An 18,840-nucleotide genomic window follows, 5' to 3' on the forward strand; every position below is an offset into this window, starting at 1 on the left:
CCTACAGGCGCTCGATGATGGTGACGTTGGCCATGCCGCCGCCCTCGCACATGGTCTGCAGGCCGTAGCGCCCGCCGCGCGCATGCAGGGCGTGGACCAGCGTGGCCATGAGCTTGGTGCCCGAGGCGCCCAGCGGATGGCCCAGCGCAATGGCGCCGCCGTTGACGTTGAGCCGCGCCGGATCGGCGCCCGTGGCCTGCAGCCAGGCCAGCGGCACGGGGGCAAAGGCCTCGTTGACTTCGTACAGGTCGATGTCGGAGATGCGCATGCCGGCCTTCTTCAGCGCGGCCTGGGTGGCTGGGATGGGGGCCTCCAGCATGATCACGGGGTCATGCCCCAGCAGGCTCATGTGGTGGATGCGCGCCAGCGGCTGCACGCCCAGGGCCTTGAGGCCGCGCTCGCTGACCACCATGACGCCGCTGGCGCCATCGCAGATCTGGCTGGCCGTGGCCGCCGTCACGCAGCCGCCTTCGCGGATGGTCTTGACGCCGGCAATGCCTTCCAGCGTGGCGTTGAAGCGTATGCCTTCATCCACCGTGTGCGGCTGGCCTTCGCCTTCGGCGCTGCGCGCCTGCACGGCCAGGATCTCGCGGTCGAAGCGGCCCTCGCGCGCGGCCTGCACGGCGCGCTCATGGCTTTGCAGCGCATAGGCGTCCAGCTGGTCCTTGGTCAGGCCGTACTTGCCGGCCATCATCTCGGCGCCCATGAATTGGCTGAACTCCACGCCCGGGTAGCGCTGCTGCATGGCTGGGCTCATGTACACGCCCAGGCCGGCCTTGGCGGGCAGGGCGTTGGGCGTGCCCATGGGCACGCGCGACATGCTCTCCACGCCAGCGGCGATCACCATGTCCATGCTGCCCGACATCACGGCCTGGGCCGCGAAATGCAGGGCCTGCTGGGAAGAGCCGCACTGCCGGTCCACCGTGGTGCCCGGCACGGACTCGGGCAGGGACGAGGCCAGCACCGCGTTGCGCGCCACGTTCGTCGCCTGCTGGCCGACCTGGCTGACGCAGCCCATGATCACGTCCTCGACCTGGGCCGGGTCGGCCTGGCTGCGGCGCACCAGCTCGTCCAGCACCTGGGCCGCGAGATCGGCCGGATGCCAGCCCGAGAGCTTTCCGCCGCGCTTGCCGCCCGCCGTGCGCGTGGCGGCGACGATGTATGCCTGTGCCATGGATATGTCTCCTGTTCCTGTATTCCTGGGGGGATGGTGGCCCGGCCGGCGCGGGCCGGGCATCGTCGCAAGCGACGATTCCGGCCAGGGAAAACGCGGGGACGGTGCCTGCCGTGAGGCCTGGGCTGTACGCCTAACGCGGCGCCATGCGGATGGCGCCGTCCAGGCGCACGCATTCGCCGTTGAAGTAGCCGTTGGTGATCATGGTCTCGGCCAGGTGGGCGTATTCGTCGGGCTGGCCCAGCCGCTTGGGGAAGGGCACGGAGGCGGCCAGTGCCGCCTTCACGTTGTCGGGCGCACCCTGCAGCAGCGGCGTGTCGAAGATGCCGGGCAGGATGGTGTTCACGCGGATGCCCTCGCCCATGAGGTCGCGCGCGATGGGCAGGGTCATGCCCGTGATGCCGGCCTTGCTGGCCGAGTAGCTGGCCTGGCCCATCTGCCCGTCCTGCGCCGCCACCGAGGCGGTGTTGACGATGGCGCCGCGCTCGCCGTCGGCCAGCGGCTCCAGCGTGAGCATGCCCGCGGCCGACTTGGCGATGCAGCGGAAGGTGCCCACCAGGTTGATCTGGATGATGCGGTCGAAATTGGCCACGGGCAGGTGCCGGATCTCGCCCGTGGCCTTGTCGCGGCTGGCCGTCTTGACGGCATTGCCCGTGCCCGCGCAGTTGACCAGGATGCGCTCCTGCCCGTGGGCCGCGCGCGCCTGGGCAAAGCCCGCGTCCACGCTGGCCTCGTCGGTCACGTCCACGCGGCAGAACAGGCCGCCTGTCTCGCGCGCCAGCGCCTGCCCGGCCGTCTCGTTGAGGTCGAACAGGGCGACGCGCACGCCTTTTGCGGCCAGGCGGCGCGCGGTGGCCGCGCCCAGGCCCGATGCCCCGCCCGTGACGACGGCGCTGATGCTTGCGTCAAGCTGCATGTGAAGGTCTCCTTGGTTGGTGCGTTGGCGGCACGCCGTTGCCTGTCGCCTTGGATCGGGACAGGGGGCGGTTCGCCACCTATGATCTGCCTTCAAGTCTAGGAATCGCCCCGTCTTGCCGCCATCGTCGAAACCGACGAAAGTGCCCGGTGCCTCACCCCTTCACAGTGCCCCTGCCTGCATGCAGCCCCCAGCGCCCACCCCTTCCTCCGGCCCCGGTCCGGGTTCCGGCTACGTGCCGCAGGCCAAGCTGAGCCCGCCGCGCGCCGCTGCCGCCCAGGTGGCCCGGCTGGCCGTTGCCGCGCGCTGGCCGGAGGCCTTGCGCGCCCGCGTGGTGCTGGTGCGCGCGCCGGCCGGCTTCGGCAAGACCACGGCCATGCGCCAGATGCGCGAGCGCCTGCAGGCCGAGGGCCAGGCCACGGCCTGGCTGACGCTGGATGCCGCCGACAACGATGTCTCGCGCTTTCTGCAGTGCCTGGGCGCGGCCGTGCGCACCCTGGGGGTGGGGCCGTCGCAAGGCGCCGGCGAGTTGTCCCAGGCCCTGCATGCGCTGGCCGGCGAGGGCCGCTCCTTTGCGCTGTTCATCGATGATTTCGAGGTGCTGCACAACGATGCCGTGCTCGGCCTGGTGCGCCAGCTCATGGAGCAGCTGCCCGAGCGCGGGCGCCTGGTCATAGGCTCGCGCGCGCTGCCGGCCCTGGGACTGGGGCGGCTGCGCACCAGCGGCCAGTTGCTGGAGATCGATGCGGCGCTGCTGCGCTTTTCCGTGGGCGAGGCCGAGGAGTTCTTTCGCCTGCGCGGCTGCCCGCTGCCGCGCGAGGCCCTGGCGCGGCTGCTGGACAAGACCGAAGGCTGGATAGGCGCGCTGTGGCTGGCCTCGCTGGCGCTGGAGCGCCATGGTCCGCACAGCGATTTCATCGAGCGCTTCTCGGGCTCGGAGCGCGCCGTGGCCGACTACCTGGCCGAGGATGTGCTGGCCCAGCAGCCCGCGTCCGTGCGCGACTTCCTGCTGCGCACCAGCATCCTGCGCACGCTGGACGCCCAGGTTTGCCAGGCCCTGGTGCCGCGCGCCGACGGCGCCGCCATGCTGCAGGCGCTGGAGCAGGCCCACCTGTTCCTGGTGCCGCTGGCCGACGAGGCGCAGGGTGGCCAGGGCGGGCACAGCTGGCGCTACCACAGCATGTTTGCCGACTTCCTGCGCGCGCAGCTGCTGCGCGAGCAGCCCGGTGAATTGACGCGCCTTCACCTGGCGGCCAGCGGCTGGTACGAATCCTGCGGCCGGCCCGTGCCCGCCATCGAGCATGCGCTGGAAGGCGGCGACCTGCCGCATGCCCTGTCCCTGCTGGCGCGCCATGCCGAGGCGCTGATGGAGCAGGGCCGCATGCGCCTGCTGTCGCGCTGGTTCTCGGCCATGCCGGCGCCGCTGATGGCGCGCGAGCCGCTGCTGCAGGCCGTGGCCGCCTATGCCGACTGCTTCACGCGCGGCCCCTGGCAGGCGCAGCAGCGGCTGGACGCCTTGCGGCCCCGCATGGCCGCAGACCCCGCCGCGCAGGCGCTGGTCATGGCCCTGCAGCCGCTGCTGCTGGCCATGATGGACCGCGTGGAAGAGGCGGCGCCCCTGGGCCGCCAGGCGCTGGCCTGCCTGCCCAGCTGCCGGCCGTTTGCGGACAGCTCGCTGACCAATGCCATGGCCTACGTGGTGTCGGTGCTGGGCGATGCCGAGGAGGCCCACCGCCTGCTGGACGCGGCGCGCAGCACCCAGGCCGGCAGCCTGTTCAGCCGCATGTACACCGAGGCCATGGAGGGCGTGCTGGACCTGTCGGGCGGGCGGCTGCGGCAGGCGGCATCGCGCTTTCGCGTGGCGCTGGCCGCCACGCCGCGCAGCGCCTCCTACAACCCCACCAACGGCAATGCCTGGGCCGGCGTGCTGCATGCCGGCGTGCTCTACGAGACCAACGACCTCGATGGCGCCGACCACCTGCTCAACGTCTACCTGCCGCTGGCCCGCGACGTGGGCCTGCCCGACCATGTGATCTCCAGCTACCGCATGCGTGCGCGCATTGCCTTCGTGCGTGGCGATGTGGATGCGGCCTTCGGCCTGCTGACCGAACTGGAGTACCTGGGGCATGAACGCCAGCTGCCCCGCGTGACGGCCAGCGCGCGGCTGGAGCATGCGCGCATCTTCGTGCTGCAGGGCAACCGGGCCGCCGCGTCCGAGGCGCTGGAGCGTGCTGACGATCCCGGCGTATGGCCGCGCGTGGAACGCCTGCGCCTGCCGCCGCACGAGGTGGAGGACATCGCCATCGCCCGGCTGCGCTGGGGTCTGCACTTTGGCGACTGCCGTGCCGTGCGCGATGCCATCGCCCCCTTGCTGGCCGATGCGCAACTGCGCGGGCGCCGCCACCGCAGCCTCAAGCTGCAGGTGCTGTGCGCGCTGGCCGAGGCGGGCTGCGGCGACTTGGACGCCGCAGCCGCCATGCTGGCCCAGCCGCTGCGCCACGGTGCCAGCGAAGGCTTTGTGCGCCTGATGCTCGATGAGGGGCCGCTGCTCGCGCCCGTGCTGCAGCGCGTGCTGTCGCCCTCACTGTCGCCTTCACTGCCGCTTTCACTATCGCGCCGCACGGAACCGGCGGAGCCGGAGGCTGCCGCCCATGCACAGCGGCTGCTGTCTGCCCTGGGCGAGCCTGCCGAGTCCGCCGATCCCCCCGAGCTGCAGGCAGCGGATGCGCCCCAGGGCCCGGCGCCCGCCACCGTGCTTGCCGAGCCCCTGACCCGCAAGGAGCTGCGCGTGCTGGAGCTGCTGGCCTCGGGCTACTCCAATGCGGCCATGGCCGAGAAGCTCTTCGTCTCCGACAGCACGGTGCGCACCCACCTGCGCAGCATCAACCTCAAGCTGGGCGCGCGCAGCCGCACCCAGGCCGTGGCGCTGGCGCGGGAGCTGCGGGTTTTGCGCTAGGCCGCTGGCGGCTCAAGCCTGCAGATGGCGCGCATAGGTCAGGAACACTTCGTCACGCACCCAGCCCAGCGACTCGTACAGCGCCTGGGCGCGCAGGTTGTTGCGGGCCGTGGTCAGGTCCATGCGTGCATGGCCCGTGGCGCGGGCATGGGCTTCGGCCGCCTGCAGCAGGGCGCGGCCCACGCCCAGGCGGCGCGCATCGGGCAACACGAAGAGGTCGTAGAGCACGTAGATGGGCGCGGCCAGCACGGAGCAGAACGAGGGATAGAGCTGGCAAAAGCCCAGGGCGCTGCCGTCCGGTCGGCGGGCCAGCAGGATCACGGATTCGCCGCGCTCCAGCCGCGCCGTGATGAAGGCCAGCGCCGCGTCGGCATCCGCAGGTTGCTCGTAGAACTGGCGGTAGGCATCGAACAGCGGCGCGATCAGCGCGGCGTCTTCGGGGATGGCGGTGTGTATGGCTGTTGAGTTCATCGGTGGTCCGGGGCTGAGGTTGCCAGCATGGCGCAGGGCAAGGATGCCGTGCTCATATCTTTGCTGAATCTCTCCATTTGGAGATGTGATTTGACCTGGATCATGGACAGGCGGAACACTTCCGGCCCATGTCCGAACAAAAGATCGAGTTTTACAAGGGGGCCGCTGGCGGCTGGGGTGCATTGCGCAGCGTGAGCCAGGCCCTGATGCGCCAGGATATCGCCGTCAAGGGCGCCAAGACGCTGCTGTCGGCCAACCAGCCCGACGGCTTCGACTGCCCGGGCTGCGCCTGGCCCGACCGCAACCACCATTCCACCTTCGAGTTCTGCGAGAACGGCGCCAAGGCCGTGGCGGCCGAGGCCACGGCGCGCCGCGTGACCCCCGAGTTCTTTGCCCGGCACACGGTGGCCGAGCTCATGGCGCAAAGCGATTTCTGGCTGGAGGACCAGGGCCGGCTCACCGAGCCCATGGTGTATGACGCGGCCAGCGACCGCTACCGGCCCATCGCCTGGGACGACGCCTTTGCACTGATCGCCCGCCACCTGAACGCGCTGCCCGACCCGAACCAGGCCATCTTCTACACCTCGGGCCGCGCCAGCAACGAAGCGGCCTTCCTGTACCAGCTGTTCGTGCGCACCTACGGCACGAACAATTTTCCCGACTGCTCCAACATGTGCCACGAGCCCAGCGGCAGCGGCATGAAGCCGCAGATCGGCGTGGGCAAGGGCACGGTGCAGCTGGCCGATTTCGAGCAGGCCGATGCCATCTTCATCTTCGGCCAGAACCCCGGCACCAACCACCCGCGCATGCTGGGCGAGCTGCGCGCAGCCCACAAGCGCGGCGCGCGCATCCTGAGCTTCAACCCGCTGCGCGAGCGCGGGCTGGAGCGCTTCCAGGATCCGCAAAGCAAGCTGGAGATGGCCACCCTGGGCGCCACGCCCATCAGCACGCACTACTTCCAGCTGCGCGTGGGCGGCGACATCGCGGCCGTCAAGGGCATCATGAAGCATGTGATCGCGCAGGACGATGCACTGGGGCACGGGTGCGGCGGCGTGCTGGACCATGCCTTCATCGCCGAACACACGACCGGCTTCGAGGCCCTGGCCGAGGACCTGCGTGCCGAGGACTGGGGCCTGCTCGAGGCCGAGTCCGGCCTGAGCCGCGCGCAGATGCAGACGGCGGCCGAGGTCTACATTGCCGCCCGCAGCACCATCGTCTGCTGGGGCATGGGCATCACGCAGCACATGCATTCGGTGGCCGCCGTGCAGATGCTGGTCAACCTGCTGCTGCTGCGCGGCAACATCGGCCGCCCGGGTGCGGGCGCCTGCCCGGTGCGCGGCCACAGCAATGTGCAGGGCGACCGCAGCATGGGCATCTGGGAGAAGCCGCCGGCCGCGCTGCTGGACCGGCTGCAGCAGGTCTTCGGCTTCGAGCCGCCGCGTGCCAACGGCGTGGACGTGGTCGAGTCCATCCGCCTCATGCTCGAGGGCCGGGGCAAGGTCTTCTTCGCGCTGGGCGGCAACTTCGCGGCGGCCACGCCCGACACGCATGCCACCTGGCAGGCGCTGCGCCGCTGCGACCTGACCGTGCATGTGACCACCAAGCTCAACCGCAGCCACCTGGTGCACGGCCGCGAGGCGCTGATCCTGCCCTGCCTGGGCCGCACCGAGATCGACATGCAGGCCGGCGGCCCGCAGGGCGTGACGGTGGAGGACTCCATGGGCATGGTCCATATCTCCAGCGGCATCAACCCGCCTGCGTCGGAGCACCTGCTCAGCGAGATCGCCATCGTTGCGCGCCTGGCCGCCGCCACGCTGGGCGCGCAGCGGCCCGTGCCCTGGCTGGAGCTGGCTGGCGACTATGCGCGCATACGCGAGCTGATCGAACAGGTCTTCGACGACTTCCACGACTTCAACGCGCGCGTGGCCGTGCCGGGCGGCTTCAAGCTGCGCAATGCGGCGAGCGAGCGCATCTGGGAGACGCCCCGGGGCAAGGCCGGCTTCTTCGTGCACGCCGTGCCGCGCGACACGCCCGTGCACCGCGCACGCGCCGCGCGCAGCCCCGGCGCATCGCCGGTGTTCACGCTGTTCACCACGCGCTCGCACGACCAGTACAACACCACCATCTACGGCATGGACGACCGCTACCGCGGCGTCTTCGGACAGCGCCGCGTGGTCTTCATCCATGCCGAGGACATCCGCGCCCTGGGTATGAAGGATGGCGACTGGGTGGACCTGCAGACGGTGTGGGATGACGGCCAGCAGCGCAGCGCCGAGCGCTTCAAGCTCGTGGCCTACGACATTCCGCGCGGCTGCATCGCTGCCTACTATCCAGAGACCAATCCGCTGGTGCCGCTGTCGGCCACGGCCATCGTGGCGGGCACGCCCAGCTCCAAGTCCATTCCCGTGCAGCTGGTGGCGCACAGGCTGCCTGCCGTGCCGTCTCCCGCGCAGGAAGAAATGGCGGCCTGAAGTGCAAGGCATGGAAGAACTGGCCGCCGCCATCCTGCGCGAATTGGCCACCGAGCCCGCACCCATGTCCCTGCCCAGGCTGGGCAAGCGACTGGGGCAGGGCGCCAGCGTGCTCATGCGCTGCCTGGCGCTGATGGGCGATGCGCCCATTGCCGGCACACCGGGGCCGGGCTGGGTCAGGCTGGAGCAGGAAGAGGGGCGGTGGCTGGCGGCCCTGACGGAGCGCGGGCGCTTGTGGGTGGAGGCCGAGGCCTGTCAGGCGCTGGCCGAAGGCACGGGACGCGTGCGGTAGAACTGCATCGGAAACTCCTGCATTTCCTTGGCGTGCTGGTTGATCACCGCGCGCTTCATCTTGCCGACCACGTGCATTTCGCAGGGCTTGCAGTCGAAGCGCAGCGTGAGTTTTTCCTTGCCGTTGATCAGCTGCAGCGGCTCGGCCTTGATCGTGCCCTTGACGCCGATGACGCCCTTGGCCTGCTTGGGGCACAGGCTCATGGAAAAGCGCACGCAATGCTTGGTGATCATCAGGCTGACTTCGCCTTCTTCTTCCTTGCTCTCGTAGGCCGCGTCCATGACCTTGACGCCGTGCTTGATGTAGAAGTCGTGCGCCTTCTGGTTGTAGACGTTGGCCAGATAGGTCAGCGTGTCCTCGGGGAAGGGCACGGGCGGCTCCACGGGCATGGCGCGCGGCAGGCGCACGAAGCCGGCCTGGCGCGCGGCCTCCAGCGCGGCGACGGCGTCGCGGCGCAGCTGGTTCAGGGCCGAGGCCGGCACGAACCAGGGCTGGCTCAGCTGCAGGCCGATGTCATGCACGGAGAAGATGGTGGCGCCGAAGCGGCCCAGCTGCTCGCGCAGCGTGGCCTCGGCACGGGCTGCGTCGGTGGCGGCCTGGTGTTCCTGCACGATGGCGGCGGTGGCGGTGAAGCCGTCCTCGTCGGTCAGCGTGAGCGCAAAGCCGTCGGGCGTTTCCTTGAGTTCGGCCCACAGGCCGATGCGGCGGTCGCTGGACTTCTTGTCCAGCGTGCGCACCCAGGCCATGTCGCGGTTGCGGTTGACCTCCAGGCCCTTGCGCAGGTCCTTGAAGCCGGCGATGGGGTCCTTGGGGAACAGGCGCCACAGCGACTTCTTCGCATCCACCGACTCGGCGCGGTTGATCTGCAGGCCCACCAGTTCCTTTTGCAGGTCGTAGTAGCACAGGCCGTCGCCGTTGTGCAGTTCGGTGTCGCGGCTCGATGTCTCGATCTCCACGAAGTTCTCGCCCACCTTGGTGACCCAGCCGATGGCGCGGCCCGGCGTCTTGGGCGTGTCGAAGGCGCCGATGTCGTCCTTGCGGCCGTTGACGAAGTAGTCGGTGAACTCGCGGTTGAAGTTCTGGTCGGGGTCGGGCGTGAAGCTGAACGTGGTGCTGCCCGAGGACGAGCGCGCCAGGGGCGTGTCGGAGAACTCGCGCTCCTCGATGATTTCGTCCAGCAGCTTGCGGTAGTGGGCCGTGATGTTCTTCACGTAGCCCATGTCCTTGTAGCGGCCCTCGATCTTGAAGCTGCGCACGCCGGCGTCGATCAGGGCGCGCAGGTTGTCGCTCTGGTTGTTGTCCTTCATGGACAGCACGTGCTTTTCGTGGGCGATGATGCGGCCGCTCGCGTCCAGCACCTCGTAGGGCAGGCGGCAGGCCTGGTTGCAGTCGCCGCGGTTGGCGCTGCGGCCCGTGTGGGCGTGGGTGATGTAGCACTGGCCCGAGTAGGCCACGCACAGCGCGCCGTGCACGAAGAATTCGATGGTGGTGCGCGCCGGGTCGGTGGCCGCGCGCACGGCGGCGATCTGCTGCAGGTCCAGCTCGCGCGCAACGACGATCTGCGACAGGCCGGCGTCCTGCAGGAAGCGCGCCTTCTCGGGCGTGCGGATGTCGGTCTGGGTGCTGGCGTGCAGCTGGATGGGCGGCAGGTCCAGCTCCAGCAGGCCCATGTCCTGGATGATCAGCGCGTCGGCACCGGCCTCGTAGATCTGCCAGGCCATCTTGCGGGCGGCCTCCAGTTCATCGTCGCGCAGGATGGTGTTGAGCGTGATGAAGATGCGGCTGCCGAAGCGGTGCGCGTGGTTGATCAGCCGCTGCAGGTCGCGGATGTCGTTGCCTGCCGTGGCGCGTGCGCCGAAGGCCGGGCCGCCGATGTAGACGGCGTCGGCGCCATGGTTCACGGCCTCGATGCCGATGTCGGCATCGCGCGCGGGTGACAGGAGTTCGAGCTGGTGGGGCAGGAGGGACATGGGGCTTTGTGGTGTTCTGTGTTCGTACCCGCACCGGCATGGGGGCCGGGCGTCGGGCGCAATGCGGGGGAAACTGGCCCCCACGCTACCCTTGCTGCGCAAGGTCCGCTGCCCCCCAAGGGGGCCGCTTTTTGTCTTGGGGCGGCCCGGCGACAAAAAAAGGCCCCCACTCTTGGGGCGGTCCGGCGACGAAAACCTCGCAGCCCGCTTGCGGTGAGGCGCAGCATTATCGCCGCAGCACCGAAAAAACGCGCGCCAGGGGGTATGCGCCCGATGCCCTGGCGGGCGGCGCCGGTTTTTGCCTATCCTTTAGGATGCGCACTGCACGGGCCGGGCCGCCATGCCGGATACCCCGGCCCGTGCCTGCCCCGCCCCGGGCCTGATGCGCGCTTTCTGCGCCAGGCCTTGCCCGGCCGGGCAGCGCCCGAGTGGGCCACGCCGCAGCGGATTTCGTTTGCCAGGGCGCCTGTTTCACAGATTGACCGTTTTTTCCAGGAGTTGCCATGCACGCCTCGATTCGCCATTTCCCGTGGGCCGGCCCGGCCCTGCTGTGCGCCCTGCTGGGCAGCGGCGGCCTGGCCTGGGCGCTGCCGGGAAGCGGCCCGGCCAACGGGCAGTCGGCAGGGGCTTCCGCTGCGGCGGCTGCGCCCGGTACGGCCGCTGCACCTGCTGCACCTGCTGCACCTGCTGCACCTGCTGCACCTGCTGCACCCGCTGCACCCAGTACCGCCGATGCGCCCCTGGTGGTGCGTATTGCCCATGCGGGGCCGGTGTCCGGCCCCATCGCCAGCCTGGGCAAGGATGAGGAAAACGGCGTGCGCATGGCCCTGGACGATCTCAACGCCAAGGGGCTGGAGATCGGCGGGCGCAAGCTGCGCTGGAAGCTGGAGGCCGGCGACGATGGCGGCGACCCCGGCCAGGCCGTGGCCCTGGCACGGCGCCTGTGCGACAAGAAGGTGGCGGCCGTGGTCGGCCACCTGCAGTCGGGCACCACGCTGCCGGCCACATCCATCTATCACGACTGCGGCATCGTCATGGTCACGCCCGCAGCCAGCAACCCGGCCATCACCCAGGCGGGCTACGACACCACCTACCGCGTGATCGCCGACGACCGCGCCATGGTCGATGCGCTGGTCGCGCACGCCGTGGGCAAGCTGGGCGTCAAGCGCGCGGCCATCATCGATGACCGCTCGGCCTACGGCCAGGGCATCGTGGCGCTGTTCGAGGCCGAGGCGCGCGAGCAGGGCATCGAGATCGTGGACAAGCAGTTCACCGGCGACAAGGCCACCGACTTCGTGCCCATCCTCACCGCCATCAAGGGCAAGAAGCCGGACGCCATCTTCTTCGGCGGCCTGGACGCCCAGGCCGGCCCCATGCTCAGGCAGATGGCCCAGCTGGCCATGGACAAGGTGCGCCTGCTGGGCGGCGACGGCCTGTGCACGCTGCGCCTGCCCGAGCTGGCGGGCAACACGTCCCCGCTGCGCAATGTGACCTGCGCCGTGGGCGGCAGCCCGCTGGAGCGCATGCCGGGCGGCGCTGCCTGGAAGCAGCGCTACGACCAGCGCTTTCCCGACCAGTACCAGGTCTTCAGCCCCTACGCCTACGACGCCACCATGGTGCTGGCCCAGGCCATGGTGCGGGCCGACTCCATCCGGCCCGATGCCTATATCCCCTATCTGCGCCAGACCCGGCATGACGGCGTGACGGCACCGATTGCCTTCACGCCCCAGGGCGAGCTGCAGGCGCCGGTCGTCACGCTCTACCACTATGCGCAGGGCGTGCGCAAGCCGCTGCCATGACCCCCAGTCGCCCGGACACTGTGACACCTTGACTGCCGAGCACCGTCCACTGCCGCAGGCCGATGACGAGGCCTGGATGCGCGCCGCCCTGGAGCTGGCGCGTGCCGCCGCCCAGGCAGGCGAGGTGCCCGTGGGCGCCGTCATCGTCAAGGACGGCGCCATCGTCGGCCAGGGCCGCAATGCGCCCGTGGCCCAGGGCGACCCCACGGCACATGCCGAGGTGCTGGCGCTGCGCGACGCGGCCGCGCGCCTGGGCAACTACCGGCTGGACGATTGCACGCTCTACGTGACCCTGGAGCCTTGCACCATGTGCAGCGGCGCCATGCTGCATGCGCGCCTGGGCCGCGTGGTCTATGGCGCGGCCGAGCCGCGCACGGGCGCGGCCGGATCGGTGCTGGACGTGTTTGCGCTGCCGCAGATCAACCACCACACGCAGGTGACGCGCGGCGTGCTGGCCGGGGAATGCGCGGCCCTGATGTCGGACTTCTTTCGCACGCGCCGCGCCGAGCAGCGCGCGGCCCAGCCCCATCCGCTCAAGGACACGGCGCTGCGCCATGCGGATTCCACCTTTGGCGGCTTTGCCCAGCCGCAGTGGCGCAGCGACCTGCCGGCGCTGGCAGGCCTGCGCCTGGCCGTGCGTGACGAAGGCCCGCGCGATGCACCGCTGACCTGGCTGTGCCTGCACGGCAGCCCCTCATGGGGCCAGCTGTTCCAGCCCATGCTGCCCGGCTGGCTCCAGGCCGGCCATCGCGTGGTGGTCCCCGACCTGCCGGGCTTTGGCCGCAGCGACCAGCCCAAGAAGGAGAAGGCGCACAGCGCGGCCTGGCATGTGCAAGTGCTGCGCGAGCTGGTGCTGGCGCTGGACCTGCGGAACATCGTGCTGGTCGGCCATGACGATGGCGCGCGCCTGGGCCTGGCCGTGGCGCAGGCCGAGCCCGCCCGTTTTTGCGGCGCCTGGCTCATGAATGCCTGGCCCGCGGGCCAGGCGCCCGATGGCTGCGTGCAATGGTTTGCGCAGGCGGCGCGCAAGCCGTCATGGCCCGTGGGCCGCGCCATGCACGAGGTGGGCGAGGTAGGTGGGGAGGCCGGCGCACAGCCGCAGGCCTGGAACCTGCCGTTTTCCCAGCCCGGCCACCGCGCCGCGCTGCAGGCCTGGCCCCGCGTGCAGGCCGAAATGCCGGCCCTGCCGATGGCGTTGCTGGCGCAGTGGAGCCAACAGCAGCGCCTGTGGGTGCAGGGCGGAGAGCACGATGCGCTGCTGCCTGCGCCCGCATGGCGCCAGGCCTGGCTGCAGGCGCTGCCACAGCTGCCGCCAGCGCAACTGCGCCTATCCCCGTGCGGCCATTGGGTTCCCCTGTGCGCTGCCGGCATGGTGGCCGACGCTGTGGAATACTTCCGCCCGTAGGCCTGCGCCGCCGGCCCCTTGCCGGGGCTGCGCAGCGGCAGTGCCCCGTCTTCACTCCCCTTGCAATATGGAGCATGCCGGCCAGGGCCGGCATGGAACCACCTTGGCCACTTCGCGCAGTTCCCGCTCTTCCAGCACGCCCGGCACACCCAGCACATCCGGCACGCCCCGCAAAAAGGCAGCCGCTGCCGCGCCTGCACCCGTTGATCATGCGCACGAACATGTGCATTCCGCCGACGGCACCTGCTGTGCCCATGGGCACGAACATCCACATGACGATGGCGCTGCCCACAGCCACGACCACGACCACGACCACGACCACGAGCACGATCACGATCACGATCACGATCACGATCACGGCCATGTGCATGCCGCCGACGGCAGCTGCTGCGGCCATGCGCATGACCAGGGTCCGCGCCACATCTATATCTACTCGCCCGCCGGTGCCGTGCGCGACAAGGCCGGCTTCAAGCGCGGCGTGCGCCGCCTGGAGGCCATGGGCCATCAGGTGGAGATCGATGCCGATGCACTGAGCAGCCACCAGCGCTTTGCAGGCGACGACGCCACGCGCCTGGCGGCCATCGAGCGCGCAGCGGCCAGCGGTGCCGACCTGGCGCTGCCCACGCGCGGCGGCTACGGCCTCACGCGCATCCTGCCGGGCATCAAGTACAAGGCCGTGGCCAAGGCCATCGCAGGCGGCACGCGCTTCGTGGGCCTGAGCGACTTCACGGCGCTGTCGCTGGCCCTGCTGGCCAGGACCGGCGCCACCACATGGGCCGGCCCGCTGCTGGTGCACGACTTCGGCCGCCCCGACGACGAGGGCGGCGTGGACGACATCATGCTGGACTGCTTCAACGACCTGCTCAGCGGCCAGGGCGAGGGCGCGGGCTGGCAGATGCCGAAGATCGGCCTGCGCGAAGACGGCAAGCCTGCCGTCAAGGACTTCTACATCAGCGGCGGCGCCACGCTGTGGGGCGGCAACCTGGCCGTGCTGGTCTCCCTGCTGGGCACGCCTTACTTCCCGCAGATCAAGGGCGGCATCCTGTTCCTGGAAGACGTGGGCGAGCATCCCTACCGCGTGGAACGCATGCTGACCCAGCTGCTGCATGCCGGCGTGCTGGCCCAGCAAAAGGCCATCGTGTTCGGCCAGTTCAGCGAGTTCAAGCTCAGCTCGCATGACAAGGGCTTCAAGCTGCAGACCGTGATCGACTGGCTGCGCAGCCAGGTCAAGTGCCCCGTGCTGCAGGGCCTGCCCTACGGCCATGTGCCGACCAAGGTGATGCTGCCCGTGGGCGCGCCCGTGTCGCTGTCGGTCGAAGGGCGTGATGCGCTGATCTACTGGGGCCACGTGCACTGAGCGGCAAGGAGCGGACGGCATGCTGCAGATGTGGGAGTTCGCGGCCTACCCGCTGCTGGCGCTGATGTTCGTCGGCATCTTCACGCGCGAGGTGATCGCGCCGGCCTCGCGCAACCATTGCGACCGGCGCTGGCTGATCCTGTCCACGCTGCTGGGCCTGGGCACGCTGGCCACCACCTTGGCGGTAGGCCATCTGTTCTCGGACAGCATCCGCCGCCATGCGTTGCTGGACGTGGGCCGGCAATGGCCGGCCTGGGCCGTCGGCGCGCTGAGCTTTGTGCTGACCAGCTTTGTCTTTTACTGGTGGCACCGCGCCACGCACCGGTCGGACACGCTGTGGCGCCTGTTCCACCAGCTGCACCACAGCGCGCCGCGCGTGGAGGCGCTCACGGCTTTCTTCGCCCACCCCATGGACACGGCGGCCGCCGTGCTGCTGAGCGCGCTGTCCAGCTACTGGGTGCTGGGGGCCAGCCCGCTGGCTGCCGCCTTCGCCATCGGCCTCACGGGGGCGTTCGATCTGTTCCTGCATGCCGACATCCGCACGCCGCGCTGGCTGGGATACATCGTGCAGCGGCCCGAGATGCACACCGTGCACCACCAGTACGGCCACCATGCGCAGAACTATGGCCTGCCCGTCTGGGACCTGCTGTTCGGCACCTGGGCCAATCCGGCCGAGCGGGTGGAGCGCCTGGGCTTTGATGCTGACAAGGCCGAGCGCGTGACCGACATGCTGCGCTGGCAAGACGTGCACAAGCAGAACTCCCCCTGAGGCGCTGCGCGCCTTCCCCCTCTCGCTTCGCGGGGGGGGACGACAGCCTCGCTGCGGGGCGGCGCGGCCGGCGTAGGCCCTTGCTCGCTGTCCCTTGTTCTTGGCCGCGCCAGTTTTTGAGGCTCTGTACGGTGGCGGTGGGTGGCTTACTGCTATTCGAGATACCGGCCGTTTTCCTTGCGGCGGGCGCGCATGCCGGTGCGCAGGAAGAGCACGGTGCCGCCTTGCTCGGCCAGCGGCACGCGCGTGTCGCCGGACAGGTGGGCGTCCAGGCGCTGGGGCAGGTTCTCCAGCAGGGAGTGGATGGCGGACAGGTCGGTGTCGGCCGCTTCGGGGTGGTCGCGCACGAAGCCTTCAAGGTAGGCGCGGGCGTCGGCCTCCAGCTGCTCGCGCGTGGTGGCCAGCGAGACATAGCTGACGCCGGCCTGGCCCGGCGCCTCGGTGCCCAGCAGGTAGCAGCCGATGTAGTCACCACGGGGCTGGCCCACGGGCGGGTCCTGGGTGAGCTTCTTCAAGAGGCTGAAAGGCCACATTCCACGTACTTCCTGTTTCTGTCGGTTGCCCTGCATCCATGTGCGCAGGGCCGGCAGTGATTGTCGCCTGAAGCCTGCGCCCTGCAGGCGCGGCTTTCTGTCGTGAGCAATGTGAGCATGTCGCGCGCGCATATGCTACAAACTGCAACACTACGATACGAAAAAAGCAGAGGGTGGGGAAAAGAATGGGAATCATGCGAATCCTGAACTCGCGGTGGTGGGGTGTGGGCGCCGTGGCGGTGGTCGGCTCGGCCCTGCTGGCCGGCAGCGCGCTGGCCATCTATGCCGTGCGCGTGCAGCCGGTGCTTGACGGACAGCTCACGCTGGCCGGGCTGGAGCAGCCCGTGCGCGTGCGGCGCGATGATGCCGACGTCACCCATATCAGCGCCTTCTCGCCGCAGGACCTGTGGCGCGCGCTGGGCCATGTGCATGCGCAGGAACGCGGCTGGCAGCTGGAGTTCAACCGCCGCCTGATGCATGGCACGCTGTCCGAGATCCTCGGGCCGGCCACGCTGGATACCGACAAGCTCATGCGCGCGCTGGACATACGCGGCGCGGCGCGGCGCCAGTACGCATCCCTGCCCGCCAACGCGCGCGAGGCGCTGCAGGCCTACAGCGAAGGCATTGCAGCCTTCTATGCGGCCCTGCCCATGCGCCAGCACCCGCAGGTGCCCGAGTTCATGCTGCTGGATACGTCGCCGGGCGGCGGCGACAACTCGGCCTGGGCGCCCGAGGACAGCGTGGGCTGGGCGCTGATGATGGCGCTGGACCTGGGCGGCAACTGGGGCAACGAGTTCGCGCGGCTGGCCGCGCTCTCGCAACTGGACACACAGCAGCTGTGGCAGCTGATGCCGCCTTATCCCGGCGAGGCGCCGGCCACCTCCACCGACCTTGCTGCCCTCTATCGGGGCCTGGGCGTGTACCGCCAGGAGGCACAGGCTGCGTCTGCGCCCAAGGTGGCTGCCGCCAGCGAGGCGAGCGATGCCTGGGCCCGCTGGTCCCGCGACATGGTGCGCGATGCGGGCACCAACGACGGCAAGGGCAGCAACAACTGGGTGCTGTCGGGCAGCCGCACGGCCAGCGGCAAACCCCTGCTGGCCAACGATCCCCATCTGGGCCTGAGCGCGCCCGCCATCTGGTACTACGCGCGCCTGCAGTCGCCCGCCGGCCAGGCGCAGGACGGCACGCCGCTGTCGCCCATCGACGTGGTGGGGGCCACCCTGCCGGGCCTGCCCTTCGTGGTGCTGGGGCGCACGCGCGAGGTGGCCTGGGGCTTCACCAACACCAATCCCGATGTGCAGGATCTGTACCTGGAGCAGATCGATCCAGGCAACCCGGGCCGCTACCGCACGCCGGATGGCTGGGCGCCTTTCACCGAGCGCAGCGAGCGCATCAGGGTCAAGGGTCGGGCCGATGTGCAGCTCACGCTGCGCAGCACGCGCCACGGCCCCGTGATCAGCGATGTGCAGCCCCAGTACGAGGCCGTGCTCGACAAGCGCCGCTACGCCGTGGCCCTGCGCTGGGCGGCGCTGGACACCGACAACCTCACCGTGCAGGCGGGCCTGCGGGCCAACGAGGCGCGCAGCGTGGCCCAGCTGTTCGAGGCCTTTGCCGACTACCACTCGCCCATGCAAAGCATCGTCGCGGCCGATGTGCATGGCGCCATCGGCTTCAAGGCCGCAGGCCGGGTGCCGCTGCGTGCGGTCGACAACGACCTGCGCGGCGTGGCGCCCGCGCCGGGCTGGGAGGCACGCTACGACTGGCAGGGCTGGCTGCCCTACGACCAGGCTCCACAGGACGATGGAACGGCGCTGGGCTATCTGGCCACCGCCAACCAGCGCATCACGCGCGAGGGCTATGCCCACTTTCTCACCCAGGACTGGAGCCTGCCGTACCGGCACCGCCGCATCTCCGAGCTCATCGAGGCGAAGGACAGGCACGACATGGTCAGTATGGCCTCCATCCAGAACGACCAGACCTCGCTGGCCGCCCGCGCCCTGCTACCGCAAATGCTCAAGGCCCTGGACGAAGCGCCGGCCACACATCCGCTGGCCCCGCAGGCGCGCCGGGTGATGGAGCAGTTCGACGGCCGCATGGACGCTGCGCAGGCCGCGCCCCTGATCTTTGCCGCCTGGGTGGACGAACTGACGCGCGGCCTGGTGATCCCGCGCATTGGCGCCCAGACCTTTGCGGCCACCTATGGCAAGCGCGACTACCGCGCAGGCATCGAAGGCATGCTGGAACGCCGCGACGGCTGGTGGTGCGCGGATGCAGGCTGCAGTGCCCAGGTCAGCCAGGCGCTGGACCGGGCGCTGGTGCGCCTGCAGTCCATGCAGGGCAGCGACCTGGGCCGCTGGCGCTGGGGCACGGCGCATGCGGCCCTGAGCAGCCACCGGCCGCTGGGCAGCGTGGGGCTGCTGGCAGGCATCTTCAATGTCAGCGTGCCTTCGGGTGGCGACAGCTACACCGTCAACGTGGGCCAGTACCTGCCCGGCGATGCCAGGGCGCCGTTCGCCAACCGCCATGCGGCATCCCTGCGCGCCATCTACGACCTGGCCGAGCCCGAGCGCTCGCTGTTCATCTACCAGACCGGCCAAAGCGGCGTGGCCCTGTCCAGCCGCTATGCGGACATGTCTGCCGAATGGGCCGACGGCCGCTACCGGCCGCTGCAGATGGCGCCCGCGCGCTGGCGCCATTCCATGATGCTGCGGCCCCAGTAGGTTGCAA

13 protein-coding genes are annotated in these 18,840 nt (G+C 70.0%); 8 read left to right on the plus strand and 5 right to left on the minus strand.

Features of this window, described 5'->3' with window-relative positions:
* Nucleotide 1: 1 nt before the first annotated feature.
* The gene (locus tag DA1_RS20980) at nt 2-1,174 is read right to left on the minus strand and encodes an acetyl-CoA C-acetyltransferase (RefSeq protein WP_034395954.1); all 1,173 of its coding nucleotides are present in this window, start codon (nt 1,172-1,174) and stop codon (nt 2-4) included.
* A gap of 133 nt (nt 1,175-1,307) precedes the next feature.
* Entirely contained in the window at nt 1,308-2,090 is a 783-nt protein-coding gene (locus tag DA1_RS20985) for an SDR family NAD(P)-dependent oxidoreductase (protein WP_034395951.1), read from the minus strand.
* Between the two features lie 181 nt (nt 2,091-2,271).
* Between DA1_RS20985 and DA1_RS20990 the strand changes: the two genes are divergently transcribed.
* Entirely contained in the window at nt 2,272-5,046 is a 2,775-nt protein-coding gene (locus tag DA1_RS20990; RefSeq protein WP_034395948.1) for a winged helix-turn-helix domain-containing protein, read from the plus strand.
* A gap of 12 nt (nt 5,047-5,058) precedes the next feature.
* Here DA1_RS20990 and DA1_RS20995 read toward each other — a convergent pair whose 3' ends face one another.
* A complete protein-coding gene (locus tag DA1_RS20995) occupies nt 5,059-5,517 on the minus strand; it encodes a GNAT family N-acetyltransferase (RefSeq protein ID WP_034395945.1) in 459 nt (152 codons plus the stop codon).
* Between the two features lie 128 nt (nt 5,518-5,645).
* Between DA1_RS20995 and DA1_RS21000 the strand changes: the two genes are divergently transcribed.
* The gene (locus DA1_RS21000) at nt 5,646-7,988 is read left to right on the plus strand and encodes an FdhF/YdeP family oxidoreductase (RefSeq protein WP_034395942.1); all 2,343 of its coding nucleotides are present in this window, start codon (nt 5,646-5,648) and stop codon (nt 7,986-7,988) included.
* 10 nt (nt 7,989-7,998) lie between these two features.
* Nucleotides 7,999-8,280: a hypothetical protein gene (locus tag DA1_RS21005; RefSeq protein WP_012206611.1), complete on the plus strand. Its 282-nt coding sequence runs from the start codon at nt 7,999-8,001 to the stop codon at nt 8,278-8,280.
* On the opposite strand, the gene DA1_RS21010 is transcribed toward DA1_RS21005, so the two are convergent.
* Nucleotides 8,244-10,250, minus strand: coding sequence for a peptidase U32 family protein (locus DA1_RS21010; protein ID WP_034395939.1), 2,007 nt, complete (start codon nt 10,248-10,250; stop codon nt 8,244-8,246). The two genes, DA1_RS21005 and DA1_RS21010, sit on opposite strands and share 37 nt — an antisense overlap.
* A gap of 503 nt (nt 10,251-10,753) precedes the next feature.
* Here DA1_RS21010 and DA1_RS21015 point away from each other — a divergent pair.
* The 4 genes from DA1_RS21015 to DA1_RS21030 all read left to right on the plus strand — a co-directional run bounded on the left by DA1_RS21015 (nt 10,754) and on the right by DA1_RS21030 (nt 15,580).
* Nucleotides 10,754-12,049, plus strand: a complete 1,296-nt coding sequence (locus DA1_RS21015; RefSeq protein WP_034395936.1) for a branched-chain amino acid ABC transporter substrate-binding protein — start codon at nt 10,754-10,756, stop codon at nt 12,047-12,049.
* A complete protein-coding gene (tadA, locus tag DA1_RS21020) occupies nt 12,018-13,454 on the plus strand; it encodes a tRNA adenosine(34) deaminase TadA (RefSeq protein WP_080736946.1) in 1,437 nt (478 codons plus the stop codon). The genes DA1_RS21015 and tadA overlap by 32 nt, the downstream gene beginning before the upstream one ends.
* 364 nt (nt 13,455-13,818) lie before the next feature.
* Nucleotides 13,819-14,811 carry an LD-carboxypeptidase gene (locus tag DA1_RS21025; protein WP_013801556.1) on the plus strand — a complete coding sequence of 331 codons (993 nt, stop codon included), beginning with the start codon at nt 13,819-13,821 and terminating at the stop codon, nt 14,809-14,811.
* A gap of 19 nt (nt 14,812-14,830) precedes the next feature.
* Nucleotides 14,831-15,580 (plus strand): sterol desaturase family protein, encoded by a 750-nt coding sequence (locus DA1_RS21030; RefSeq protein WP_013801557.1) that lies wholly within the window; start codon nt 14,831-14,833, stop codon nt 15,578-15,580.
* Between the two features lie 152 nt (nt 15,581-15,732).
* On the opposite strand, the gene DA1_RS21035 is transcribed toward DA1_RS21030, so the two are convergent.
* Nucleotides 15,733-16,113 (minus strand): hypothetical protein, encoded by a 381-nt coding sequence (locus DA1_RS21035; protein WP_034395933.1) that lies wholly within the window; start codon nt 16,111-16,113, stop codon nt 15,733-15,735.
* Nucleotides 16,114-16,298: 185 nt separating this feature from the next.
* On the opposite strand from DA1_RS21035, the gene DA1_RS21040 reads away from it, so the two are divergent.
* A complete protein-coding gene (locus tag DA1_RS21040; protein WP_034395930.1) occupies nt 16,299-18,833 on the plus strand; it encodes a penicillin acylase family protein in 2,535 nt (844 codons plus the stop codon).
* Nucleotides 18,834-18,840: the final 7 nt, after the last annotated feature.

The sequence above is a fragment of the Delftia acidovorans NBRC 14950 genome, from assembly GCF_001598795.1.
Lineage (GTDB): Bacteria > Pseudomonadota > Gammaproteobacteria > Burkholderiales > Burkholderiaceae_C > Comamonas > Comamonas acidovorans.